This window comes from Streptomyces sp. NPDC047880 (assembly GCF_040706515.1).
Taxonomy (GTDB): Bacteria; Actinomycetota; Actinomycetes; order Streptomycetales; family Streptomycetaceae; genus Streptomyces.
This window is the reverse complement of sequence record NZ_JBEZOK010000012.1, coordinates 1-22,939: the sequence shown is the minus strand read 5'-3', so window position 1 is coordinate 22,939 and position 22,939 is coordinate 1. Positions and strand designations below refer to the sequence as shown.

Annotated in this window: 22 protein-coding genes; 13 read left to right on the top strand and 9 right to left on the bottom strand. The window is 72.3% G+C overall.

Annotated elements, in window-relative coordinates; genetic code table 11:
• Window positions 1-11: 11 nt before the first annotated feature.
• Both AB0937_RS19390 and AB0937_RS19385 read left to right on the top strand, forming a co-directional pair.
• Window positions 12-479 carry an ATP-binding protein gene (locus tag AB0937_RS19390; RefSeq protein ID WP_366713176.1) on the top strand — a complete coding sequence of 156 codons (468 nt, stop codon included), beginning with the start codon at window positions 12-14 and terminating at the stop codon, window positions 477-479.
• A gap of 195 nt (window positions 480-674) precedes the next feature.
• The gene (locus tag AB0937_RS19385; RefSeq protein WP_366713174.1) at window positions 675-1,193 is read left to right on the top strand and encodes a universal stress protein; all 519 of its coding nucleotides are present in this window, start codon (window positions 675-677) and stop codon (window positions 1,191-1,193) included.
• A gap of 99 nt (window positions 1,194-1,292) precedes the next feature.
• On the opposite strand, the gene AB0937_RS19380 is transcribed toward AB0937_RS19385, so the two are convergent.
• On the bottom strand, window positions 1,293-1,631 hold the full coding sequence (locus AB0937_RS19380) for a helix-turn-helix domain-containing protein (RefSeq protein WP_366713173.1): 339 nt from the start codon (window positions 1,629-1,631) through the stop codon (window positions 1,293-1,295).
• Between the two features lie 331 nt (window positions 1,632-1,962).
• Between AB0937_RS19380 and AB0937_RS19375 the strand changes: the two genes are divergently transcribed.
• Window positions 1,963-3,000, top strand: a complete 1,038-nt coding sequence (locus tag AB0937_RS19375) for a TerC family protein (RefSeq protein WP_366713172.1) — start codon at window positions 1,963-1,965, stop codon at window positions 2,998-3,000.
• A gap of 294 nt (window positions 3,001-3,294) precedes the next feature.
• On the opposite strand, the gene AB0937_RS19370 is transcribed toward AB0937_RS19375, so the two are convergent.
• The gene (locus AB0937_RS19370; protein WP_366713171.1) at window positions 3,295-3,720 is read right to left on the bottom strand and encodes a peptidoglycan-binding domain-containing protein; all 426 of its coding nucleotides are present in this window, start codon (window positions 3,718-3,720) and stop codon (window positions 3,295-3,297) included.
• A gap of 33 nt (window positions 3,721-3,753) precedes the next feature.
• Window positions 3,754-5,808 (bottom strand): phosphatase PAP2 family protein, encoded by a 2,055-nt coding sequence (locus tag AB0937_RS19365; protein ID WP_366713170.1) that lies wholly within the window; start codon window positions 5,806-5,808, stop codon window positions 3,754-3,756.
• A 370-nt stretch (window positions 5,809-6,178) separates the two neighbouring features.
• On the opposite strand from AB0937_RS19365, the gene proP reads away from it, so the two are divergent.
• Window positions 6,179-7,564 carry a glycine betaine/L-proline transporter ProP gene (gene proP / locus AB0937_RS19360; protein ID WP_366713168.1) on the top strand — a complete coding sequence of 462 codons (1,386 nt, stop codon included), beginning with the start codon at window positions 6,179-6,181 and terminating at the stop codon, window positions 7,562-7,564.
• A gap of 89 nt (window positions 7,565-7,653) precedes the next feature.
• Window positions 7,654-8,325: an O-methyltransferase gene (locus AB0937_RS19355; RefSeq protein ID WP_366713166.1), complete on the top strand. Its 672-nt coding sequence runs from the start codon at window positions 7,654-7,656 to the stop codon at window positions 8,323-8,325.
• Window positions 8,326-8,390: 65 nt separating this feature from the next.
• Here the strand turns inward: AB0937_RS19355 and AB0937_RS19350 are convergent, their stop codons facing one another.
• Window positions 8,391-8,783 carry a hypothetical protein gene (locus AB0937_RS19350; RefSeq protein WP_366713165.1) on the bottom strand — a complete coding sequence of 131 codons (393 nt, stop codon included), beginning with the start codon at window positions 8,781-8,783 and terminating at the stop codon, window positions 8,391-8,393.
• Between the two features lie 106 nt (window positions 8,784-8,889).
• Here AB0937_RS19350 and AB0937_RS19345 point away from each other — a divergent pair, with 106 nt between their 5' ends.
• Window positions 8,890-9,297, top strand: a complete 408-nt coding sequence (locus tag AB0937_RS19345) for a DUF1992 domain-containing protein (protein ID WP_366713163.1) — start codon at window positions 8,890-8,892, stop codon at window positions 9,295-9,297.
• A gap of 18 nt (window positions 9,298-9,315) precedes the next feature.
• On the opposite strand, the gene AB0937_RS19340 is transcribed toward AB0937_RS19345, so the two are convergent.
• Window positions 9,316-10,056, bottom strand: a complete 741-nt coding sequence (locus AB0937_RS19340) for a hypothetical protein (protein ID WP_366713162.1) — start codon at window positions 10,054-10,056, stop codon at window positions 9,316-9,318.
• A gap of 4 nt (window positions 10,057-10,060) precedes the next feature.
• Entirely contained in the window at window positions 10,061-10,756 is a 696-nt protein-coding gene (locus tag AB0937_RS19335) for a hypothetical protein (RefSeq protein WP_366713160.1), read from the bottom strand.
• 160 nt (window positions 10,757-10,916) lie between these two features.
• On the opposite strand from AB0937_RS19335, the gene AB0937_RS19330 reads away from it, so the two are divergent.
• Window positions 10,917-11,417, top strand: a complete 501-nt coding sequence (locus AB0937_RS19330; RefSeq protein ID WP_366713158.1) for a GNAT family N-acetyltransferase — start codon at window positions 10,917-10,919, stop codon at window positions 11,415-11,417.
• Between the two features lie 2 nt (window positions 11,418-11,419).
• Here the strand turns inward: AB0937_RS19330 and AB0937_RS19325 are convergent, their stop codons facing one another.
• Window positions 11,420-13,456 (bottom strand): MDR family MFS transporter, encoded by a 2,037-nt coding sequence (locus AB0937_RS19325; RefSeq protein ID WP_366713156.1) that lies wholly within the window; start codon window positions 13,454-13,456, stop codon window positions 11,420-11,422.
• A gap of 159 nt (window positions 13,457-13,615) precedes the next feature.
• Here AB0937_RS19325 and AB0937_RS19320 point away from each other — a divergent pair, with 159 nt between their 5' ends.
• Window positions 13,616-15,217 (top strand): peptidoglycan-binding protein, encoded by a 1,602-nt coding sequence (locus AB0937_RS19320; RefSeq protein WP_366713155.1) that lies wholly within the window; start codon window positions 13,616-13,618, stop codon window positions 15,215-15,217.
• A 150-nt stretch (window positions 15,218-15,367) separates the two neighbouring features.
• Here the strand turns inward: AB0937_RS19320 and AB0937_RS19315 are convergent, their stop codons facing one another.
• Window positions 15,368-16,027: an HAD-IA family hydrolase gene (locus tag AB0937_RS19315; RefSeq protein ID WP_366713153.1), complete on the bottom strand. Its 660-nt coding sequence runs from the start codon at window positions 16,025-16,027 to the stop codon at window positions 15,368-15,370.
• A 206-nt stretch (window positions 16,028-16,233) separates the two neighbouring features.
• Window positions 16,234-16,815: a TMEM165/GDT1 family protein gene (locus AB0937_RS19310; protein ID WP_366713151.1), complete on the bottom strand. Its 582-nt coding sequence runs from the start codon at window positions 16,813-16,815 to the stop codon at window positions 16,234-16,236.
• Between the two features lie 390 nt (window positions 16,816-17,205).
• Here AB0937_RS19310 and AB0937_RS19305 point away from each other — a divergent pair, with 390 nt between their 5' ends.
• The 5 genes from AB0937_RS19305 to AB0937_RS19285 all read left to right on the top strand — a co-directional run bounded on the left by AB0937_RS19305 (window position 17,206) and on the right by AB0937_RS19285 (window position 22,667).
• The gene (locus tag AB0937_RS19305; protein ID WP_366713150.1) at window positions 17,206-17,850 is read left to right on the top strand and encodes an HNH endonuclease family protein; all 645 of its coding nucleotides are present in this window, start codon (window positions 17,206-17,208) and stop codon (window positions 17,848-17,850) included.
• A gap of 77 nt (window positions 17,851-17,927) precedes the next feature.
• Entirely contained in the window at window positions 17,928-19,565 is a 1,638-nt protein-coding gene (locus AB0937_RS19300) for an alkaline phosphatase D family protein (RefSeq protein ID WP_366713149.1), read from the top strand.
• A gap of 358 nt (window positions 19,566-19,923) precedes the next feature.
• Window positions 19,924-20,376: a DoxX family protein gene (locus tag AB0937_RS19295; RefSeq protein WP_366713148.1), complete on the top strand. Its 453-nt coding sequence runs from the start codon at window positions 19,924-19,926 to the stop codon at window positions 20,374-20,376.
• A gap of 283 nt (window positions 20,377-20,659) precedes the next feature.
• Complete coding sequence (locus AB0937_RS19290; protein WP_366713147.1) at window positions 20,660-21,256, top strand: VTT domain-containing protein; 597 nt, start codon at window positions 20,660-20,662, stop codon at window positions 21,254-21,256.
• 124 nt (window positions 21,257-21,380) lie between these two features.
• Window positions 21,381-22,667, top strand: coding sequence for a phosphatase PAP2 family protein (locus AB0937_RS19285; RefSeq protein ID WP_366713145.1), 1,287 nt, complete (start codon window positions 21,381-21,383; stop codon window positions 22,665-22,667).
• Window positions 22,668-22,939 lie beyond the last annotated feature (272 nt).

Here is a 22,939-nt window from a genome sequence, read left to right as displayed (position 1 = left end):
AGCCTCGTCCCGTGAACGAATACATTCCCGCCCAGTACGCGATGCGCCTCACCGTCGGCTCGCACGCCCCCCGGCACATCCGCCGTATCGTCCGCTCCTTCCTCGAGGAGTGGCGCATGCCCGAACTGTCGGACGCCGTGGAGCTGGGCGTGACGGAGCTGCTCGCCAACGTCGTACGGCACGTCCCGGACCGCCGCTGCGCGCTGCTCTTGCTGCGGCAGCGCACCGGCGTACGCGTGGAGGTAACGGACAGCAGCGATGAACTGCCGCGCCTGCCCGACACGTTGGACGCGGAGTCCGAGAACGGCCGGGGGCTGCTCCTGCTGGACGCGGTGGCCGACAAGTGGGGCGTGTCGCTGTGGTCCGGGGGCGGGAAGACCGTGTGGTTCGAGTGCGGTGCCGGACCCTACGGGGAACGAGGCCCTTCCAGTCCGTCCCGGCTGCCGGAACGACACTCACCCGGCGCCGCGCAGAGCTGAGGTACGACTTCTGTACCCCATGCCCGCGGGCGGACCTCAGCCAGTCCGCCCCGCACGGGGGGGCGCACCGCACACGCGACCCGAGACATGCGATACGAAATACGCGAAAAAACTTTCACGTAAGTATTGACGCGCTTCGCGGGCGATGGAGACGCTGGAAGTACCCCCTCCCCTCTCTCGGAAGGTGCAACCGCCATGAACCGCACCCGCCCGAACCCCTCGTCCACCCCGGCCGCCCCCTCGGTCGCCCGTCCGCGATCCCCGGTGGCCGCGGTACTGGCCGACCGCCTGGATGACACCGCCGTGGTGGACGCAGCCGTCCGACTCGCCGCCGCGCGCGGCGCACCATTGCTGCTGATCGCGGTCATGCCTCCGCCGCCACCCAGGGCCAGCACCGCACGCCCGGACTCGATGGCGGTCCGCGCGGTGCTGGGACGGGCCATGCCGCGCCTGGCCCGCGCGGGGATCAAGTACCAGGCGGCCGTCTACCACCGGCCTGCTTCTCGCGAAGGCGGGCGGCTGCACGCGGCGAAGGCCCTGCTGGACACGGCGGTCCTGCACGGCTGCTCACCGCTGGTGGTCTCGCGCAGCGGGCCTGCGGGCCTGGACGCCTGCACGGTGATGGAGGCCGCCACCATCCGCGGCGGCCCGTTCGTCCACGCGGCCTCGCCGGTGCCGTGGGCACCGCTGGCCGTGCCCTGCCCCGGCCACTGAGGCCCGGGCGCAGGATCGATCCCGGCTGCCCCACGGGGGAAGGCGCGGCTGGGGCCTGCCGCCGCACCCCCAGCGCCGCCACGCTCGGCCGGGACCGGCTTACGAGGCGGCGCGTCCGCGGTCGTCGGCCGGGGTGTCCTCGCGATGCAGGAAGGTGGCCAGGAGGTCGCCGACAGGGTGGTCCGCCTCGCTGGGGTGACGCAGGGCGACGGTGGGATCGATGGTGTAGCGGTTGCGGCGGCCTACGCGCTCGCGGGTGAGGTATCCGGCCGCTTCAAGGTCGGCGACGATCAGCTGAACGGCGCGCTCGGTGATACCGATGGAGTCGGCGACGTCGCGGCCGCGCGCTCCAGGGTCGCGGGCGAGGGCGATCAGAACTCGGGCGTGGTTGGTCAGGAAGGTCCACTGATCGCCACGCGGGCTGGAGGGCTGACTCATGGCCTTCATCATACGAAGCCGACTTCGTATCACCAACATCATCTCACGAAAAGAAATTGCCGAAAAGGTTTTCGCGTAACATTTGACGGGAATCCAAGAGTCAGGTGACGCTGGAGACACCCCCACCGCACCGCCCGCACTGCGGCCGCGTCGCCGCACCGCCGACACCGCTGTTCGGCGGCCCGTCCGACCAGGGAGGTGAGCACCTCTCGCGACCACCAGGTGAACCAGCGCCCGGGCCCGGCTGCCCTCCGTATCCGCCAGGGCCCAGGGCACCACCTCCGTTCTCCGAATGCGTCATTCCGCCCCCGCCCGAGGAAACCGATACGCCATGAATGAACTGTCATTCGCCGTCCCGCTGTGGGTGTGGGCAGCGGTCACCGTCGGCATCGGCGTCATGCTCGCCGTTGACCTGATCGCTCACCGCGACAACCATGTGATCGGCTTCCGCGAGGCCGCGCTGTGGAGCGGCCTGTGGATCGCCATCGGTCTCGGCTTCGGCCTCATCCTGTGGGCATGGCAAGGCGGCGAGGCCTCCTCGACGTACTACGCCGGCTACCTGATCGAGAAGGCCCTGTCGATCGACAACGTCTTCGTATTCGCGCTGGTCTTCTCCTTCTTCGCCGTGCCCGACGCCTACCAGCACAAGGTCCTCTTCTGGGGCGTCATCGGTGCGCTCGCGGCCCGGCTGGTGTTCATCTTCATCGGCGCCGAACTGCTTCAGGTGTTCTTCTGGACCGCCTACCTGTTCGGTGCGTTCCTGATCTGGACCGGCTGGAAGATGGCCGTCTCCAAGGACGAGGAGGTCCACCCCGACCGCAACCCCGTCGTCCGGCTCGTCAAGAAGATCATCCCCACCGACCCGCGCTTCCACGGCGACAGGTTCTTCATCCGCGTCAGCGGCAAACGAGTGGCGACGCTGCTGTTCGTGGTGCTGGTCGCGGTCGAGGCCACCGACCTCATCTTCGCCGTCGACTCCGTCGCAGCCGTCCTGGCGATCACCACCAACACCTTCATCGTGTGGACCGCCAACGCCTTCGCCGTCCTGGGTCTGCGCAGCCTGTACTTCTGCCTGGCCGGACTCCTGCGCCGATTCGCCTACCTGCACTACGGGCTCGCGGTCCTGCTCGCCTTCGCCGGCGTCAAGCTCATCCTGTCCGAAACCCCCGTCGGCAAGCTGCCCATCCCCCTCACCCTCGGCGTCATCGTCGTCACCATCACCGTCTCCATCGCCTGGTCGCTGATCGCCACCCGCGGCGAAGGCGGTGACAGCGGCGAGGCGACGCGCGTGGCGGACGACGTGACCGGCACCGAGCCGCACACCACGGCCTCCGGCACCAGCCCGCACCATCCGGAGGGACGGCCGTGACCACCCTCGGCCTCAGCCTCCGCAACACGCCCGCCGCACCCCGCACCGGGTCCGTGCACGCCCGCACCGTCACCGGCCGGCCGGTGCGCAGGTGGCGTCCCGGCCGCCCTCGCAGGCGCCCCGCCGATGCGGACGTGGCAGCCCACGCAGGCCGGCCGGCTGCCACCTCGGTCGCCCTCCGCTCCACCGGCTTCAGCCTCAACGCCCTGCTCCACCACACCCGCAACCGGCGCCTGACCCACCTGGCGAACGGCGTCCTCGCCCGCCCGTGGAGATGCACAGTCGTCGAGCCCGTCAGCAGAAGGGGGCGTCCGGGGCGTTGGCCCAGAAGGAGAGGAACGACCAGGTCTGAGCTCCGATGCGGCCGTCGACGACGATTCCGGCACACTGCTGGAAGTCCCTGGTCGCGGATTGCGTGATGCGGCCGAAGTCCCCGTCCTCGTCCAGACCTGCGCCGATCGCCTGGTTCAGATAGCACTGCGCCTGCTGGACCGCCGCCCCGGAGGATCCCAGGTGCAGGGTCGGCCGGCTGTCGGTGAAGTCGCAGACGTCGTCCGGCCCTTGGGCCACAAGAGCTGCTGGATGCTTCAACTCGTCTGCTGCCGTGGCGTGTTTCACGACGGCGGTCGCGGTAGTCGAATGTGACGCCGCCACAGCCGGTACTCCCGCCAGGGAGATCGGGAGAGCCAGCGCCGCCAGGACGGTGAGCACACGTCGCATGCCGATCACCTCCAGGGAGGGATGCCCTTCCTCTCATCGTGCGCGACCCTCAACCTGGTTGCATCTCGGGGAGGAACCACGGCCGGGCGGCCGGGCGGTGGAAAGGCGGGGACGCGGGCCCTGAAGGAGATAGGCCAGGCCGAAGCCCGCCGCCACCACCACCGCTCCCCCGGCCGCGTCCAGCACCCAGTGGTTGCCGGTGGCCACGATCGAGACGCCGGTGAGCAGCGGATGCAGCCCGCCCAGCGCCTTGACCCACCACCGGCGTGCCAGGACCGCGATGACGAGTCCGCACCACAGCGCCCAGCCGAAGTGCAGGGACGGCATGGCCGCGTACTGGTTGGTGAGGGCGGTGAGCGTGCCGTAGTCGGGCCGGGAGAAGTCCTGGGTGCCGTGCACGGTGTCGATGAAGCCGAGCGTCGGCATCAGACGGGGCGGGGCGAGGGGGTAGAGCCAGAAGCCCACCAGGGCCAGCAGGGTGGCGAATCCGAGGGCGGAGCGGGCCCAGCGGTAGTCGCCGGGGCGGCGCCAGTAGAGGACCGCGAGGACGGCCAGGGGGACCACGAAGTGGAACGACGTGTAGTAGAAGTCGAGGAAGTCCCGCAGCCAGTCGATCGTGGCGACGGTGTGGTTGAGCCGGCGCTCGACGTCGACGCGGAGGGCGCGTTCGACGTCGTAGACCTGCATGCCGTGCTTCTCGGCCTCGGCGCGCCCGGCCGAGTTGCTGCCACCGGTGGCCGCGAGCCGGACCTGGGAGTAGGCGGCGTAGGTGACGCGCAGGAGGAGCAGTTCGAGCAGGAGGTTGGGCCGGCTGAGGATCCGCCGCAGGAACGGCACCAGCGGCACGTGCCGGAAGCGGGCCGGGGCGGTGGGCGCGTGGGCGGGCGGTGCCGGTGACCGGTAGGCGGGCGAGGAGCGGGACAGGAACGGCACCGCGGTGGCGGCGGCGAGCGCGCCCAGCAGGACGACGTTGTCGCGCAGCGGCCGCAGGAACGCCATGTCCGGCAGTAGCATCCGGGCCGGCAGGGTCATGATCAGGACGACGGCGACCGGCCAGACGTAGCGGTCCGAGGCGCGGGTGCCGGCCCGGCCGACGAGTGCGAGCAGCACCCACAGCAGCTGGTGCTCCCAGGCCGTGGGCGAGACGACGATCGCGGCACAACCGGTGATCGCGACGGCCAGCAGCAGCTGGCCGTCGTCGAAGTACCGCACGGCCCGGCGCAAGGCCAGGACGACGACGGCCGCGCCGAGCGCCAGGAAGAGCGCGATCTCCACGGGGCCGTCCAGGCCGAGCCGGAGCAGCGCGCCGTGCAGGGACTGGTTGGCGAGGTCGTCGGCCCGCCCGCCGAGGCCGGCACCCGCGAGGTGGTGGACCCAGTACCGGGAGGAGTCGTGCGGCATGGCGGCCCAGGCGAGCCCGGTGCCGGCGGCGAAGGTGATGCCCGTGGCGAGCGCGGCGCGTCTGCGGCCGGTGCACCACAGCAGCGGCGCGAACAGCAGCAGGGTGGGCTGGAGGGCCGCCGCGACGCCGATGAGCAGGCCGCTGGTCCGCTGGCCGCGGGCGGTGAAGCAGCCGAGCAGGACCAGCAGGACCGGAATGATGCTGGTCTGGCCGAGCGACAGGGTGCTGCGGACGGGCAGGGACAGCATCAGCAGGCTGACGGCGGCCGGCGCGGCCAGCAGGGCCGTACGGCGGCTGACCGGCGGGGGCAGGGCACGAGCGGCGATCAGGGCGAGGGCGACGACGAGCAGCAGCGTGCCGAAGGTCCATCCCCAGCCGAGCGCCTGTTCGGCCGAACGGGTGAGGGGTTTGAGGACGAGGCCTCCGAAGGGCGTGCCCGTGAAGCGGGTGGAGTCGTAGAGCGAGCCGTTCACGTGCAGCACGCCGTTCGGGCCGACCCAGGTCTCCAGGTCCGTCAGCCGCTCACCGCGCGGGGTCGCGAGGACGACGGCCACCTGCCGGGCGGCGAGGAGGACGGCGATCAGCCACAGTCCGAGGCGTGCGGCGCGCAGGCGTGTGCGGACCCCGTCGGCGGCCGTCGTTCCGAAGCCCTCCGCCGGTCGTCCGCCGTGATCCGCGTCCGCCACGCCTCATCGGCCTTCCGCAGCAGTTCATCCCACATGTCCAGAATGTGGCAATTTCTCCAGTGAACCCTATGGGGAGCGGGCGGCCCCAGGGAAGAAGGCGCGACAACCGGGAACAAAAGGCACGGCAACCGCGGAACGGCTGGTGGCCGCCTCGCGACGGAAGCGACAAGGATCACATGAAGATCACGTGACAAGTGCCGGCGAGGGGGCAGAAGCGCCAGCGCAGCGACGGTTTACATGCAGCGTGCAACGACTTCCGTACCGCCCGTAAGCGGAGCAAATCCGCCTATCGTCGCCCTTTCGGCCCGTACGACAGCGCCGCCGCGCGGGACCGCGTCCCTGTCCCCGTTGAAAGGTAGGCGAGTCAGCCTTGTCGACTGCCTCAGTCGTCGCCCCCGGTTCCCCCGTGAAGTCCCGCACAGCGAAGACCCCCGACCCCACCGTCACCGACCCCGCGCTCGTCAAGCGCGCCGTGAAGGCGGCCGCGCTGGGCAACGCGATGGAATGGTTCGACTTCGGCGTCTACAGCTACATCGCCGTCACCCTGGGCAAGGTCTTCTTCCCCTCGGGCAACCCCACCGCCCAGCTGCTGTCCACGTTCGGCGCCTTCGCCGCGGCCTTCCTGGTCCGCCCCCTCGGCGGCATGGTCTTCGGCCCGCTCGGCGACCGCGTCGGCCGCCAGAAGGTCCTCGCCCTCACCATGATCATGATGGCCGCGGGCACCTTCGCGATCGGCCTGATCCCGTCGTACGCGACGATCGGTGTCGGCGCGCCGATCCTGCTCCTGGCCGCCCGGCTCGTGCAGGGCTTCTCCACCGGCGGTGAGTACGCGGGCGCCTCCACCTTCATCGCCGAGTACGCCCCCGACAAGCGGCGCGGCTTCCTCGGCAGCTGGCTGGAGTTCGGCACGCTGGCCGGCTACATCGGCGGCGCGGGCCTGGTCACGATCATGACCGCCCTGCTCTCCGCCGACGACCTGACCTCCTGGGGCTGGCGCATCCCGTTCCTGATCGCGGGCCCGATGGGCATCATCGGCCTCTACCTGCGGCTGCGCCTGGAGGAGACCCCGGCGTTCGCAGCCGAGGCGGAGAAGGCCGAGAACAACCGCCCGAAGACGCCGCTGCGCGAGATGGTCGCGGGCCAGTGGCGTGCGCTGCTGCTCTGCGTCGGCCTGGTGCTGGTCTTCAACGTCACCGACTACATGCTGCTGTCGTACATGCCGAGCTACCTGACCGGTCAGCTCCACTACGACGAGACGCACGGCCTGCTGGTCGTCCTCGGCGTGATGGCCGCGATGATGATCGCCCAGCCGTTCGCCGGCGCGCTGACCGACCGCGTCGGCCGCCGACCGGTGATCGCCGCCGGCTGCGCGGGCTTCCTGCTGCTGTCCGTCCCGGCCCTGCTGCTGATCCGCGAGGGCAGCCTGCTCACGGTCGCGCTCGGCATGGGCGCCCTCGGCATGCTGCTGGTCTGCTTCACCGCGTCGATGCCCTCGGCGCTGCCGGCGCTGTTCCCGACGAAGGTCCGCTACGGCTCGCTGTCGATCGGCTTCAACGTTTCGGTGTCCCTGTTCGGCGGCACGACCCCGCTGGTCGTGACGGCCCTGATCGGCGCGACCGGGAACATGATGATGCCCGCCTACTACATGATGGCGGCGGCGGTCATCGGCGGGTTCGCGGTGTGGCGCATGGCGGAGTCGGCGGGGCGTCCGCTGCCCGGTTCGGCGCCCTCGGTGGCGGGTCGACACGCCGAGTGAAAACCCGCTGACAGCGCCGCGCGCACCAACTATCTTCGTCAGCGCCAGTAGTTAGGGATGCTAACTATGCTGACGAAAGGTAGAGGTGCATGAGCGAGTCGCACGTCTGGGACGAGGTCGACGCCTACTTCACCGCCCACCTCGCCCCGGACGACGAAGCCCTGGCGGCCGCCCTGCGGGACAGCGACGCCGCCGGGCTTCCGCACATCAACGTCGCCGGCAACCAGGGCAAGCTGCTCCAGCTCCTGGCCCAGATCCAGGGCGCACGGCACATCCTGGAGATCGGCACGCTCGGCGGCTACAGCACCATCTGGCTGAGCCGGGCCCTGCCCGCCGGCGGGCGGCTGGTCTCCCTGGAGTACGACCCCCGGCACGCCGAGGTCGCCGTGCGCAACATCGCCCGCGCCGGCCTGGACAAGCTCGTCGAGGTGCGGGTGGGCCCGGCCCTGGAGTCGCTGCCCAAGCTGGCCGACGAGAACCCGCCCCCGTTCGACCTCGTCTTCATCGACGCCGACAAGGCCAACAACCCGCACTACGTGGAGTGGGCGGTCAAGCTCACCAGCACGGGCAGCCTGATCGTCCTCGACAACGTCGTACGGGGCGGGCGGGTCGTCGACGCGGACAGCACCGCCCCGGACGTGACGGGCACCCGCACGGCGATCGAGCTGATCGCCGGCCACCCGAGGCTGAGCGGCACCGCGATCCAGACGGTGGGGATGAAGGGCTACGACGGGTTCGCACTGGCGCGCGTGCTGGCGTGAGGTCCTGCAGCTGAAGGGCTACGAGGGCTCGCGCCGACGCGTATGCCGGCGTGCGGCCCCTGCCGTCAGACCTCGTGGTAGAAGCCCACGTTGACGCTGCGCGGAGCGGTGCGGTCCTGGATGATGATCTCGCCGCTGCCGCCCCTGGGCAGCGGGACGGTGCCGCCGTAGGCGAGCGGCTGGACGTACTCCCCCATGGTCAGCCGCACCTCGGAGGACGGGTCGGGCTGGGAGCCGCGCAGCCAGGTGAGCTGCCAGGTGCCCTCCGGCCCGCACAGGAACTCCAGGTGGACGCGGGAGACGAACAGCCAGTCGTCCGGCGTGCTCAGCCGGCACACGGACCTGTCGCGGCCCACCCGCAGCACCGCGCCCGGCTCGCTGGGCGCTTCGGCCATGAGCATGCCGGCCGTGGCACCCGCCTCCGCCTCCGCGACGGTGGCCATGGTGAGTTCGAGCACGTGCGCTCCTTCTGAGAGGTCCCGGGCCGTCCCCGGGGGCCAGACAGGTTCCTGGCCCGCCGCATGATAAAACGCCCGGCTGCGCGGTGTCCGGCACAATGGCCTCATGACCGAGCGAAAGCCACCGGGCGTCGACTTCGAGTCCTGGGTCGACAAGCAGATCCGTGACGCGGAGAGGCGTGGGGAGTTCGACCGGCTGCCGGGCGCGGGCGAACCGCTCCCCCTCGACATCGAGAGCACCTACGACGAACTGTGGTGGGTCAAGCGGAAGATGGCCCGCGAGGGCTTCTCCGTCCTGCCGCCGGCGCTGGCCCTGCGCAAGGAGGCGGAGGACGCGCTGGAGGCCGCGCTCGCGGCCCCCTCGGAGCGGATCGTCCGGAAGATCATCGACGAGGTCAACGTCAAGATCCGCGACATGATGTTCAAGCCTCCGCCCGGCCCCCCGCTGGGAAAGAAGCCGTACGACGTCGAGGACGTCGTACGGCAGTGGCGGGAGCGCCGGGCGGATCGCTGACCGGGGGAATCACCCCGGTCACACGTGCAGCAGCCGTTCGGCCAGCTCGCGGTAGTCCTTCAGGGCCAGCCGGAGCTGCTCGGTGTCGGCCGACGACACGGACCTGCTCTCGCCGCCCTCGACGGACTGCCAGGAGTGGCGCAGGGTGCGACGGCGCTGCGTCACGGCCTCGGCGAAGCGGGCCGCGATCTCCTCCAGGACGTGGTCGGCCTCCTCGACGGCGGCCCGGGGCCCGTCGACGAACCCGGCGACGGCGTGCTGCAGCCGCCCGCCGAACTTGTCGCACTCCTCGTGGGCGAGGAGGTGGGCCCGGTGCTTGGCGGAGCCGGCCTTGTCGGAGCCGGTGCCGTGGTCGCCGCGAGGCACCCCGGATCCCAGCCGGCCCGTGTCATGCCGGTCCGTGTCGTATCCGTCCGTGTCGTACCGGCCCGTGTCGTGCCGGTCCGCGCGCCGGTCGGTGCCGGGCACGTCGGTGCCGTGTGCCGCGGCGCGGTCCGCGTCGGTGCCGAGTGGGACGTGGCTGCCGGTGTCGGTGCCGTGCGGGACGTGGCGGCCGGTGTCGGTGCCGGGTGCGGCGCCGCGGTCCGCTCCGGTTCCGAGGTCGTGACCGGTGCCGCCGGGCGGTTCCGGGCTCCGGTCGGTCTCGTGGCGGCCCGTGTCCGGTGCGCTCGTGCGGCGGCCGGTGCCCAGCGCGCTCTCGCCACGGGCGTCCGGGGCATCCGGCGTCTGGTCGCCGGGCGGTCGGGTCATGTCGGTCATTGCCTCAACTCTCCTTCGCCTGACGTCGGTTCATCGCCCACGGCAGGTGCCCGCCGCGGGCCGGGGCCTTGCGGCCGCCGTTCAGGGCGGCGCGCTCGCGGCCGCTGTCGTGCCGACCGCCGGTGTGGCCGCCGTCGTCGTGGCGGGCCGGCTTCACCAGTTCCTCGAACAGGGCGCGGGCCGCCACGAAGGCCTCACGCATGTCTTCCGTGCCCTGGCCGCCGTCACGGGCGTCCTCCGCGCGCAGGTGCGCCGCGCGGTGCACGCGCCGGTAGCCGTCGACGTGGTGGGCGTGGTGCACGGACAGCGCGGACAGCTGTTCCTCGTACTGCCCGCCGTCCGGGAAGCCGCGGGCGCCGGCGACCTCGGCGAGCAGCCGGTCCGCCTCGGCGACGGCATCGCGCGGCGAGTCGACGAACCGCTCCTGAGCGGCCGTCCAGCGCGCCTCGAACTGCTCGCGCTGCGCCGGATCCAGCGGCCGCTCGCGCAGGTCTCCGTGGCGCTGCACGCGCTCGGTCAGCTCGCGCTCGGCTGCTTTGGCGTCACCGTCGTGCCGGGCGACGGCCCGCTCGTACTCGGGTCCGAAGCGCCGCTTCAGGCTCGGGCCCCGCCGAGGGCCGCGGGCACGCAGGGTCATGACGGCCGCGATGACGACGACCGCCGCGATCACGATCAGAGCAATGATCAGGCCAGTGGACATGAATGCCTTCCGGGTTCTCGGCCCAACCGGCCCTCCTCGCGGACCGGTTCACTCATCGGGTAGCCCCGAAGCCCGTTTCCAAACGGTGTTCGGCCGTATCCGGGGCGCACACGGTGGCCGGAACTATTCGGTTGCGTGTCCAACGGGGTGCCTGCGGAGAATGCGCTTCGTGATGTGGACCGTGACGCCGGAACCGTTCGACTCCCCCGTCGCCGCTGCTCTGTGGCGGGCGTACTACACCGAGGTCAGCGACCGCTGGTACCTGCTGCACGAGGGGCGCCGGACCGACCCGGTCGAGCTGGAGCGGGAGATCGCCGCCCCGGCCGGTGCCGATCTCGCCCCGCCGCGCGGGCTGCTGCTCGTCGCCCGGTACGACGGTGAGCCGGCCGGCAGCGCGGGCGTACGCATGCTGGACGACACGACCGCCGAGCTGACGCGGGTGTTCCTGTACGCGTCGACGCGCGGCCGGGGCGGTGCCCCGCTCCTGGTCCGCGCCGCCGAGGACGCCGCACGCGCGCTCGGCGCCACCCGGATGATCCTCGACACCCGCGGCGACCTCGTCGAGGCCCGCGCCCTCTACGCCCGCCTCGGCTACACGGAGACCGAGCCGCACAACGACGACCGTTACGCGGAGCACTGGTTCAGCAAAGAACTGACCTGACCTCAGGCCTGCTCCTGCGCGGGGCGCTCGCGGCGTGATCCGCACAGTTCGCCGGTCAGCTCCCGTACGAGATGCTCCAGGTCGGCCGGCCGGTCCGGTCCCCACCAGTCGCCGAGCAGTTCGGCGAGGGACTCCTCGCGGGCCGCGGCCAGCCGGTCGGCGACCTCGCGTCCCTCGCCGGTCAGGACCATGTCGACGCCCCGGCGCACGGCCAGGCGTCGTTCCTCGGCCTGCCGGGCGGCCTCCATGATCACGGTAAGGGGCACGGGCATGGTGTCGGCGAGCACTCCCGGCTCCACCGAGCCGTGGCGCCGCATCCGCAGCAGCAGCCAGCTCGTCGCGGGCAGCAGGTCGTAGCCCGCCCGGGCGGTGATCCGCCGGTAGGCCTCGCGCCGCCCCGCGCGGGTGCCGAGCACCGACAGCGCGCGGCACACCTCGTCGTACGAGGACCGCTGTACCGGGTTGCTGGCGAGGGTCTCGGTGGCGTCGGGGGCGGTGACCGAGCCGCGCAGCCGGTCCTCCTTCAGGAACCAGGCCAGTACGAAGCCGAGGAGCGCGACGGGGGCGGCGTACAGGAAGACGTCCGTGATGGACACGGCGTAGGCGTGCAGGGCAGGCGGGCGCAGGCCGGGCGGCAGGGCGGCGATGCCGCGCGGGTCGGCCTCCAGAGTGTCCACGGAGGTGCCGGGTGGCAGCGTGGCGCCCCGGAAAGCGTCGGTGAGCTGGTCGCCGAGCCGGCGCGCGAAGACCGTGCCGAAGACGGAGACGCCGAACGCGGCGCCGATGGAGCGGAAGAAGGTCGCGCCGGAGGTGGCCACGCCCAGGTCCGCGTAGGGGACGGCGTTCTGCACGATGAGCACGAGGACCTGCATGACCAGGCCGAGCCCGAGGCCGAAGACGAAGAAGAAGCCGCTCAACTCGGCGGTGGAGCTGTGCTCGTCGAGTTGGTGGAGCAGGAGCAGCCCGAGCGTGGTGATGCCGGTTCCGGCGATCGGGAACACCTTCCAGCGGCCGGTCCGGCTGACGATCTGGCCGGAAGCCGTCGACGCCAGCAGCAGGCCCAGCACCATCGGCAGCATGTGCACACCCGACATGGTCGGGCTGATGCCCTGCACGACCTGGAGGAAGGTCGGAAGGTAGGTCATGGCCCCGAACATGGCGAACCCGACGACGAAACTGATCACGGCGGCGAGCGTGAAGGTCCGCACGCGGAACAGCCGGAGCGGAAGGACGGGTTCGGCGGCCCGCCGCTCGACGGCGACGAAGGCGACGGCGAGGACGGCGCCCAGGACCGCGAGTCCGACGATCTGCCAGGACCCCCACGCCCAGGTCGTCCCGCCCAGCGAGGCGACCAGCACCAGACAGGTGGCGACGGCGGCGATGAGGACGGTGCCGAGGTAGTCGATGACGTGACGCTGTGACGTGCGCGGGAGGTGCAGGACCGTCGCGATCACGGCGAGCGCGACGACGCCGACGGGCAGGTTGACGTAGAACACCCAGCGCCAGCTCAGATGCTGTGTGACCAGGCCGCCGAGCAGCGGTCCGAGCACACTGGTCGCACCGAAGACGGCACCGAACAGCCCCTGGTAGCGGCCGCGTTCCCGAGGGGGCACCAGGTCGCCGACGATCGCCATCGACAGCACGATCAGCCCGCCGCCGCCGAGCCCCTGCAGGGCCCGGAACGCGATCAGCTGGGCCATGTCCTGCGCGGCGCCGCACAGGGCGGATCCGACCAGGAAGATCACGATCGCCGCCTGGAAGAGCCGCTTGCGCCCGTACTGGTCGCCGAGCTTGCCCCACAGGGGGGTGGCGGCGGTCGCGGCCAGCAGGTAGGCGGTGACCACCCAGGAGAGGTGGTCCAGCCCGCCGAGATCGCTGACGATCGTGGGCAGCGCGGTGGACACGATGGTCTGGTCGAGGGCGGCGAGCAGCATGCCGAGGAGCAGGGCACCGATGGAGACCAGGACGTTTCCGGGCACCTGCTCCCGGAGGGCCGCGCCCTGGGGCGTCAGCGTGGCGGCGTTCCCGTCCTCGGCCATCCGACCTCCCGAGTCTGCTGTGACATTTTCCATCGTGACCGCTGTGACCTGTTATGGCCTGCCGGGCCCTTTTGGAAGCGGTGGTTCCGGGGGCTCGTCCATCACGCTGTGGAGAAGATCTGGATAATCTCTGGAGTTCGCGAGGGGAGGGAGGAACGCGTGGAACCGCCGAACGGTCACCCGTGCCCGGAGTGCGGCGCGCCCAGACAGCGGGACAACACCCCCAGTTGTGCCTGCACGCACCGCGCCGCCGAGGCCCTGCGCGACGCCCGGACGACCCAGGCGGCGGCAGCGGAGGACTTCGACCCGCTGCGGATCCGCCCGTACGTGGAGATCGACACCGCGGATGCCCCCGACCGGCAGACCCCCGGCGGGCAGACCCCCGACCGGCAGACCTCCGACCGGCAGGCCCCCGACCGGCAGGCCCCCGACCGGCAGACCTCCGGCGGGCAGACCTCCGGCGGACAGGCCCCCGACCGGCAGGCCCCCGACCGGCAGACCTCCGACCGGCAGGCCCCCGGCGGACAGGCCCCCGACCGGCAGGCCCCCGACCGGCAGGCCCCCGACCGGCAGGCCCCCGACCGGCAGGCCTCCGACCGGCGGGCCTCCGGCGGGCAGACCGACTCGCCCCTACGGCCCTCGCCCACGACGCCCCCGCGGCCCTCGCCCACGGCAGCCGCGGCGCCGCGAGCCCGTGACGCCGCCACCCGGCCGCCCGGAACCGGCCGCGCGGAAGCCCCACGTGCCGAAGGTGCCGGGGCGACCCCCATGGACGCACCGGGCCGGCCCGCCGCAGCGGACGTCACGGCCCCCCTCCCGGCCGCCGAGGCCGCACACCCCGGGGGCACCCCCCTGCCGGCTCCCCGGGCCACCGCCCCGCACACCGGGGCCGCCCGCCCCGCGAGCGCCGCCCCGTCGGTCTCCCCCGCCGACGTCACCGCACCGCTGCCGGCCGTCGACCCGGGCGCGACCGCCGTCATGCCCGCCGCCTCCGGCACCTCCGGCACCTCCGCCGCCTCGGCGGTCCCGGCTCCCCTGACCTCCGCCACCACCGAGCCGAGCGTCACGGACCTGCGAATGTTCGACGGCACCAGGAGGACGGACCGCGGCGCACCGGAGCCCGGCGAGAGCGGAAGGCGTCGGCCCCGCCGGCGCAGCACCCTTCTGGTCGCCGCCGCCGGAGCCTGTGTCGCCGTCGTCGCTGCGGCCGGGTACGCGACCGGGCTGTTCTCCTACGAGAGCCCGTCCCGGGACACCGCCCTGCCGGACGACATCCGCGCGAGCGTGCCGGACGCCCCGTCGAGCAGCGCGGCGCCCACGACCCCGGAGGGCAGCGCCACGGCGGTCGAGCCGGCCCCGGCGGCACCGCGGCCTTCGGCCTCCCGCAGCACCAGCCCGTCCGCCTCGCCCTCGCCGTCCGCGCCGAGCGCCTCGGCGAGCCCGTCGCAGTCGCCCTCCCCGTCGGCGCCGCAGACATCCGCGCCGGCGACCGGTGGCGACCAGGCTCCCCCGGAGGACTCCCGCCAGAAGGGCGGCCCCACCGTCCTGCGCCTCGGCGACCGCGGCCCGGAGGTCACCGAACTCCAGCTGCGCCTGCGCCAGTTGCGCCTGTACGGCGACGACACCGACGGCACCTTCGACGACCGCCTCCAGGAAGCGGTCCGCACGTACCAGTGGTCACGCGGCGTCCAGACCGACGACCTCGGCGTCTACGACGCGGAGACCCGGACCAAGCTGGAGTCGGAAACCGAGCAGCCCTGACGGCCGGGGCCGTCGTGCTCGGAAACAGTGACCGCTGACGTGACCGCCGGAGGCAGCGGTTCGGTACGCGCCCGCGTGACGCGCACGCGCAGCCAGGACGAGCCGGTCGTCCGGATGAGCCGAGCTCCCGGATGAGCCGAGCGCCCGACCTCAGCCGATGTGGAGGCGGATCGTCCCGTCGCCCACGGTTTCCACCCGCACCTTCGTGAGGTCCTCGACCACCACGTCCGGCCCGTGGGCCGCGGCCCGGGGCCCGATCCCGACCACCGTCATCCCGGCGGCGCGGCCGGCCGCTATCCCCGCTCCGGAGTCCTCGAACACCACGCAGTCCGCGGGGGCGATCCCCAGCTCCGCGGCGCCTTTCAGGAACCCCTCGGGGTCGGGCTTGCTCGCACCGACGGACTCCGCCGTCACCCGCACCCCGGGCAGTTCCAGACCGGCCGCGGCCATCCGCGCCGTGGAGAGCGGCACGTCCGCTGAGGTCACCAGCGCGTGCGGCACCCCCCGCAGCGAGGCCAGGAACTGCGGTGCCCCGGGGATCGCGACGACACCCTCGGTGTCGGCCGTCTCCTCGGCGAGCATCCGGGCGTTGTCGGCGTGGTTCTGCTCCATCGGCCGCTCGGGCAGCAGCAGCGCCATGGAGGCGTAGCCCTGCCGACCGTGGACGACCTTCATGACCTCGTCCCCGTCCAGCCCGTGGCGCTCGGCCCAGCGCCGCCAGACGCGCTCGACCGAGGCGTCGGAGTTGACGAGGGTGCCGTCCATGTCCAGCAGGAGGGCGCGGGCGGTGAGCACGGCGGTGGCCGTCATCGGCAGCTCCAAGGCTCGGGGCGCGTTCCAGCGCGGCGAGGGGCTGACGGCGGATCGCGACCGGCACACCCCGGGGGGACAAGGCGGCCCCGCCCGCCGGTCAGGGAAAACGGGCGGAGGCCACTTTGTTCCTCCACGGTACAAAACAATCCCGGTTTCGCGCCAGGGGCCCCCACCAGATGTTCATCCACCGTTCCGCGCCCGGGTCATCCGGCCACGGCCTCCCACAGGCTCCACAGCCCGAGCGCCAGCATCACCAGCGCCGCGATCTGCGTGATCAGCCGCAGTGGCACCTTCTTCATCAGCGCCTTCCCGCCGACGATGCCGAGTCCGGCCACGGTCCACAGGGCGAGCACCGCGCCCAGGCCGACGGAGAGCGGGTCGTCGTAGCGGGCGGCCAGGTTCGCGGTCATGATCTGGGTCAGGTCACCGAACTCGGCGACCAGGATGAGCATGAAGCCGGCGCCCGAGACCTTCCAGAAGGACTGGTTCTCCGGCTTGCGGATCTCCTCCTCGTCCTCGCCCTTCTTGAGCAGCAGCACCGCGGCCCCGCCCAGGAAGAGCACACCCGTGAGGGCCTGCACGATCTGCTGCGGCAGCAGCGTCAGCACACTGCCGGCCGCCACGGCGAGCGCGACATGCAGCGCGAAGGCGGCGGCGACACCGGCGAAGACGTAGGAGGCGCGGTAGCGGGTGCCCAGGACGAGACCGGCGAGAGCGGTCTTGTCCGGCAGTTCCGCGAGGAAGACGACACCGAAGACGACGGCCGTCACGGTCAGGCTGATCAAGGGTTCCTCAATCGGTCGGGGCTGCCCCACCGAGAGTGCTGGACTTCGCACGCGACACCTCGGCACGGCAGCACACTCGGAAACCCGTGCCGGGAGGCACGGGTGTGCACTGCTCTGCCGAAGGTCTCGCTGGCAGGTCCGGGAAAGGACCGGCCTCCGGGCGCCGGCTCAGGCGGGCTGAGCAGTATGTCGACGGTCCGGCGAAGAGCTACTCCCCTTCTGCGCCGTCCATGGTACGGGACACGCCTGGAGTGAAAAGTTCCGCCTGAAATCTTGTCATGTCATGGCCGCGTCACTAACTTCTCACCGGGCGCACATCTGTGCGTCACACGGCAGCGCGAGCATTCCCTCGCTCGCCAGCCAACACCCCCCTCTCCCCAGGGAGTTCGCATGCCCAGGTTCTACGCGCGTCGACGACTGAGCGTCGCCGCGGCGGCCACCGCGCTCATATCCTCCGTGGCCCTCTTCAACGCCCCCGCGGCCTCCGCCGCCCTCCCCACCCCCGTGAGCGCCGCCACCGCCCGCACCTACCTCGCCTCGCTCACCGTGGCGCCCGAGGACCGCACCGGCTACGACCGCGACCTCTTCCCGCACTGGATCCCCCAGTCCGGCGCCTGCAACACGCGCGAGGTCGTCCTCAAGCGCGACGGCACGAACGTCCAGCAGGACTCCTCCTGCGCCGCCACCAGCGGCAGCTGGTACTCCGTCTACGACGGCGCGACCTGGACCGCCGCCGCCGACCTGGACATCGACCACCTGGTCCCGCTGGCCGAGGCCTGGGACTCCGGCGCCGACTCCTGGGCGACGTCCCGCCGCCAGTCGTTCGCCAACGACCTCACCCGCCCGCAGCTCATCGCGGTCACCGACAACGTCAACCAGGCCAAGGGCGACCAGGACCCGGCCACCTGGATGCCCTCCCGGACCACGTACCGCTGCACCTACGTCCGCGCCTGGGTGCAGGTGAAGTACTACTACGGCCTCTCGGTCGACTCGGCCGAGAAGTCCGCGCTGACGAACTACCTCGCGAGCTGCTGACACGCTGATTCGTGTCGGGACCTCCCCGCTGAGCTCCGTCGCTGCGTACCGTACGGGGCGACGGAGAGGGGAACGACATGAGCACACTGCGCCTCGGACCGCTGCTGAGGTACACCGACGGCTCGTCCGCGACCGTGTGGGTCGAGACGAGCCGTCCGTGCACCGCCGAGGTGCGCTGCGCCGACGGCGCCGGCGGCACGGCCCGCAGCTTCCAGATCGCGGGCCACCACTACGCCCTGGTCCCGGTGACGGGCCTGACGGCCGGTACGACCACGACCTACGAGGTGCTCCTCGACGGCACCCGGGTGTGGCCGCTGCCCGGCTCCCCCTTCCCGCCCTCGGCGATCCACGCACCCGGCCCGGAGGGCGACTTCAACGTCGCCTTCGGCTCCTGCCGCTGGGCCTCGCCGCCGGCCGGCGGGGACGACCCCGTCGGCCCGGACGCCCTGGACGCCCTCGCCACCCGCCTCGCCGCCGACCCCGAGGGCGAGCGGCCGCACGTGCTGCTGCTGCTCGGCGACCAGGTGTACGCCGACGAGACCTCCGGCTCCACCCAGCGCTGGCTGGCGGGCCGCCGCGACATCAAGGAGGGGCCGGGCAGCGGGGTCGCGGACTACGAGGAATACACCCACCTCTACTACGAGTCGTGGCTCGACCCGCGCATCCGCTGGCTGCTGTCCACCGTGCCCAGTTTCATGATCTTCGACGACCACGACGTGATCGATGACTGGAACACCTCCGCCGCCTGGCTCGAAGACATGCGCGCCACCGGCTGGTGGCAGGAGCGGCTGCTGAGCGGCCTGATGTCCTACTGGGTCCACCAGCACCTGGGCAACCTCTCCCTGGAGGAGCTGGCGGCCGACCCGGTGTACGAGGCGGTGTGCAAGGTTGCCGACGGCACCGATGCGCTGCGCGACTTCGCCGCCCGGGCCGACGCCGACGCGGCGACGGCCCGCTGGAGCTACCGGCGCGACTTCGGGCGCGTACGCCTCGTGATGGTGGACAGCAGGGCCGCCCGGGTCCTCGCCGAGGACGAGCGCGCGATGCTCGACCCGGGCGAGGAGGCATGGCTGCGCGAGCAGGTGCGGGACAGGTCCGAGTCCTACGACCACCTCCTGATCGGCACCTCGCTGCCCTGGCTGCTGCCGCACCTGGTGCACGACGCCGAGGGGTGGAACGCGGCGCTGTGCGGCGGTGAACGGGGCGAGCGCTGGGCGCGGTTCGGGGAGAAGGTGCGGCGCGCCGCCGACCTGGAGCACTGGTCGGCGTTCCCCGAGTCCTTCGCCGGGCTGGCGGAGCTGATCGCCGAGGCGGGCTCGGGCCGGGACGCGCCGGCGACGGTGTGCGTGCTGTCCGGGGACGTGCACCACGCCTACATCGCCGAACCCTCGTGGCCCGGCCCGGGCCCGGACGCCCGGGTGGTGCAGCTCGTCTGCTCCCCCGTCCACAACTCGGTCCCCCTGTCGATGCGGCTGGCCTTCCGCATCGGCTGGAGCGCGCTGGCACGCGGTGTCGGCCGCGGCCTCGCCCGGCACGGCCGTCTCCCGAGCCCGCCGGTGCGCTGGCGCAAGACGGGCGGCCCCTGGTTCGGCAACCAGCTCATGACCCTGACCATGCGCGGCCGCTCCGCCCGGCTGCGACTGGAGCAGGCCAAGCCCCGCGAGGGGGCGGGCCCCCGCCTGACGACGCTGATGGACTCGGAACTGGCCCCGTAACCCGGCTGTCCCGCCTGTGCGTTGTGGCGCGAACCTTGTCCGGATCGCCTGATGACTCATCAAGAAGTTGCACACACCGGGAGGTTCACGGTCGGCATGCCGACAGAAGGCATGCACGGGACGGCCGCCGCGGGAGCCCGCCGGGAGTGGATTCGGTCACTCTTTCGGGCGTGGACGCGGCGGCGAAAGCCGCTCCACGTGCGGCTGTGCCAGGGATTGCGCCCCATCGGGAGGCAAAGTCGTGGCCAAATGTTGAACTTGCAAGCATCAATTAGGCGCACCTAACGTGGGCTACTCCGCGGTATCCGTCCCCGACCGGCCTCCCCAGAGCCGGCCAACCGAAGGAGAGACCCCCCACATGACCGCTCGCCTCAACGGCGCCCAGCCGTACGCGCTCGGGCTGTTCCGGATCGTGGTCGGCCTGCTGTTCGCCTGCCACGGCGCCGTCGCACTCTTCGGCGTCCTCGGCGGCGCGGACGGCAAGGGCGGCACCGCCCCGACCGGCGCCTGGCCCAACTGGTACGCGGCCGTGATCGAACTCGTCGGCGGCATCCTGGTGCTGCTGGGTCTCGGCACCCGCATCGCGGCGTTCATCTCCTCCGGCGCGATGGCGTACGCCTACTTCAAGGTCCACCAGCCCCAGGGGCTGTGGCCGATCGAGAACAGCGGCGAGGGCGCGGCCATGTACTGCTGGGCCATGTTCCTGCTGATCTTCACCGGTTCCGGCGCGTTCGGCCTGGACCGGCTGCTGGCCAAGCGCGCCTCGGGGCAGGAGCGGCACTCCGCCGACCAGACCCCGGTGGCCGCCTGAGCCGCCCGGCCCGTCGGACACCAGAGCGGCGCCTTCCTCCGGAGGAAGGCGCCGTTTCGTCTGCGGCGGCCCGTGACCGGTGCGCGAGGGACGCCACTCATACATTTCGTGACAACTCCGGACGAGTCGCCGCGAGGTGAACAGTCCGCACCGAACGTATGAGCCCCCGTGAACCGCCCGTCACACCCCGGGCGTACGCTGTATGGCTGTCATGGCCACTCCTGCCGTTTCCCCGCGCCACCGCGGCACGGTCTGGCCCACGGGGGAGTCACGGGGAGTCGCGGTGCTGGAGCAAGTGGGGTTGCCGATCGGCGGCCCGTGGATCTACGCGGTGGTGGCCTTGTCCGTCCTGCTCGACGTGTTCCTTCCGGTGCTGCCCAGCGGCGTCCTGGTGATCACGGCGGCCACGGCGGCGGCAGCGGGCACCGCGACCGACGTACCCGACATCCTCGCCCTGACCCTCTGCGCGGCCACCGCCTCCGTCCTCGGAGACCTGGCCGCCTACCGCCTCGCCTGGCGCGGCGGTGCCCGGCTGGACCGGGCGATCTCCCGCTCCCGGCGGCTGACCACCGCACAGCAACGTCTCGGCGCGGCGCTCGCCAGGGGCGGCGGCGCCCTCGTGGTCGTGGCCCGTTTCGCTCCCGCCGGCCGCTCGGTGGTCTCCCTCGGCGCGGGCGCCGCCCACCACCGCGCCCGCGACTTCCTGCCCTGGTCGGCCCTGGCCGGCTTCACCTGGGCCGTGTACAGCGTCGCCCTCGGCTACTTCGGCGCCCACTGGCTGGGGGCGACCTGGCTCGCGACGGCGGTATCGGTGGCGGCGCTGTTCGGCGCCGGGGCGGGGGCGGCGTACCTGATGCGGCGAGAGCCGCGGACCTCGTAGACCGGCTCCGGCTCACCACCACGACCACCACGAGGAAGCGGCTGAGACATTGACGACGACGGCGTCGCGGGAAGCCTCTCGCACAGGACGGATCGCCTCCGCCGCGAGGCGGCGCCCACGGGCCGTGCTGTGGGCCGCGGCCGGCGTGCTCACCCTCGGGTTCCTCGTCGCGCTCCAGATCGCCGCGTACCGGCTCGGCGTACCCGGGCCGATCACCACGCAGGCCCGCGAGGTGATCCACGCCCCCAAGTCCGGTTTCCTGCTGTACGCCAGCCTCGCCCTGACGATGGTGGTGCTCACCTGGCGGCAACGGCTCATCGCCCTCGGCACCGCGATCGGCATCGACGTCGTGTTCCTGCTGGTCCGCTGGGCGAGCGGCGCCTACCCCGACGAAGGCCACCCGTTCGGCAACGGTGCGCTGTGGGTGATCCTGGGCTGCGGGATCATCGCCCTCACCCGCCGCACCGGCCCGGAGCGCGTCCTGATGCTGAAGGGCGTGGGGCTCGGCCTGCTGCTGGTGACCGGCCGCAAGACCGGGGACACCTGGCTGCTGATCACGTCGAAGACCCGCCCGGTCGTACTCGACCCGTACGTCGCCATGGCCGATCACGCGCTGGGCAACCCGTCGTGGCTGGCGGGCCGGCTCCTCAGGGCGAGCGGCCCGGTCGGCGAGCACGCCCTCGACTCCGTCTACGCCCAGCTCGCGGTGGCCGCGGTCTGCGTGGCGCTGTACCAGCTGCGCAACGTGGCGGCCGAGCAGCGCTTCCCGCGCCACCACCTGGTGCGGACCTTCCTGCTGATCGGCGTGCTCGGACCGGCCGTCTACATGATCTACCCGGTGGTCGGGCCGATGTTCGCCTACGGCCCCGAGGGCGGGCACTGGGCGGCGGCCGACCTGTGGCCCGACACGCTGCCGCCGGTCACCACCCCGTACGCGATGCCGTTCGACGGGATCACGCCGCGCAACTGCATGCCCAGCCTGCACACGGCGTGGGCCACGACGATCTTCATCCACTCCCGCAGGGGCCCGCGCGCCCTGCGTCTGGCCGGCACGTTCTGGCTGATCGCCACCCTGGCCGCGACGCTGGGGTTCGGCTGGCACTACGGGGTGGACCTCATCGCCGGCGTGGTGTTCGCGTACACGGTCGAGGCGGCGCTGCGCACGTACGACCGCGGCTGGGACCGGGCCGGTCTGCGGCTGGTCGGCTACGGGACGGTCGTCTTCGCGGTACTGCTGGCGTCCTACCGCTTCCTGCCGATGGAGATGGCCGCGTACCCGTGGCTCTTCGCGCCCCTGCTCCTGCTGGCGATGGCCTCGGTGGTCTACGGCTACCAGCGGACGACGAGGCTGTGGGAAGCACAGCCCATCCCCGCCCCCCGCGCCGAGCCCCAGCCGGAACCGGCGGTGTGAGGCCTGGGCCGGGGGCCGGGCCGGCCAGCTCGACGCGCCCCGGGACCGGCCCGTCCGGATCGGTGCGCCCCGGGACCGGGCCGTCCGGATCGGTGCGCACCGGGTCCGGCCGCGTCGCCTTCCGCGCCCCGGGCCGCCCGGGGCGCCTTTTCCGCGTCCGGCATCGGCGGTCGGCCGGCCAGTGCCGCGGCAGGCAACGTTCGCCCCGTCGCGACGCCCGGCACGCCCTCTCGCCGCACCGGCCGAAAGCCCGAGTACGCCCAAGTACGAGG

Coding starts and splice junctions, on each gene's coding strand:
- AB0937_RS19305 (WP_366713150.1), top strand. CDS start 17,206: ATGCCCAGGTTCTACGCGCGTCGACGACTGAGCGTCGCCGCGGCGGCC.
- AB0937_RS19355 (WP_366713166.1), top strand. CDS start 7,654: ATGAGCGAGTCGCACGTCTGGGACGAGGTCGACGCCTACTTCACCGCC.
- AB0937_RS19340 (WP_366713162.1), bottom strand. CDS start 10,056: ATGACCGACATGACCCGACCGCCCGGCGACCAGACGCCGGATGCCCCG.
- AB0937_RS19330 (WP_366713158.1), top strand. CDS start 10,917: ATGCGCTTCGTGATGTGGACCGTGACGCCGGAACCGTTCGACTCCCCC.
- AB0937_RS19295 (WP_366713148.1), top strand. CDS start 19,924: ATGACCGCTCGCCTCAACGGCGCCCAGCCGTACGCGCTCGGGCTGTTC.
- AB0937_RS19315 (WP_366713153.1), bottom strand. CDS start 16,027: ATGACGGCCACCGCCGTGCTCACCGCCCGCGCCCTCCTGCTGGACATG.
- AB0937_RS19335 (WP_366713160.1), bottom strand. CDS start 10,756: ATGTCCACTGGCCTGATCATTGCTCTGATCGTGATCGCGGCGGTCGTC.
- AB0937_RS19385 (WP_366713174.1), top strand. CDS start 675: ATGAACCGCACCCGCCCGAACCCCTCGTCCACCCCGGCCGCCCCCTCG.
- AB0937_RS19345 (WP_366713163.1), top strand. CDS start 8,890: ATGACCGAGCGAAAGCCACCGGGCGTCGACTTCGAGTCCTGGGTCGAC.
- AB0937_RS19375 (WP_366713172.1), top strand. CDS start 1,963: ATGAATGAACTGTCATTCGCCGTCCCGCTGTGGGTGTGGGCAGCGGTC.
- AB0937_RS19370 (WP_366713171.1), bottom strand. CDS start 3,720: ATGCGACGTGTGCTCACCGTCCTGGCGGCGCTGGCTCTCCCGATCTCC.
- AB0937_RS19300 (WP_366713149.1), top strand. CDS start 17,928: ATGAGCACACTGCGCCTCGGACCGCTGCTGAGGTACACCGACGGCTCG.
- AB0937_RS19380 (WP_366713173.1), bottom strand. CDS start 1,631: ATGAGTCAGCCCTCCAGCCCGCGTGGCGATCAGTGGACCTTCCTGACC.
- AB0937_RS19325 (WP_366713156.1), bottom strand. CDS start 13,456: ATGGCCGAGGACGGGAACGCCGCCACGCTGACGCCCCAGGGCGCGGCC.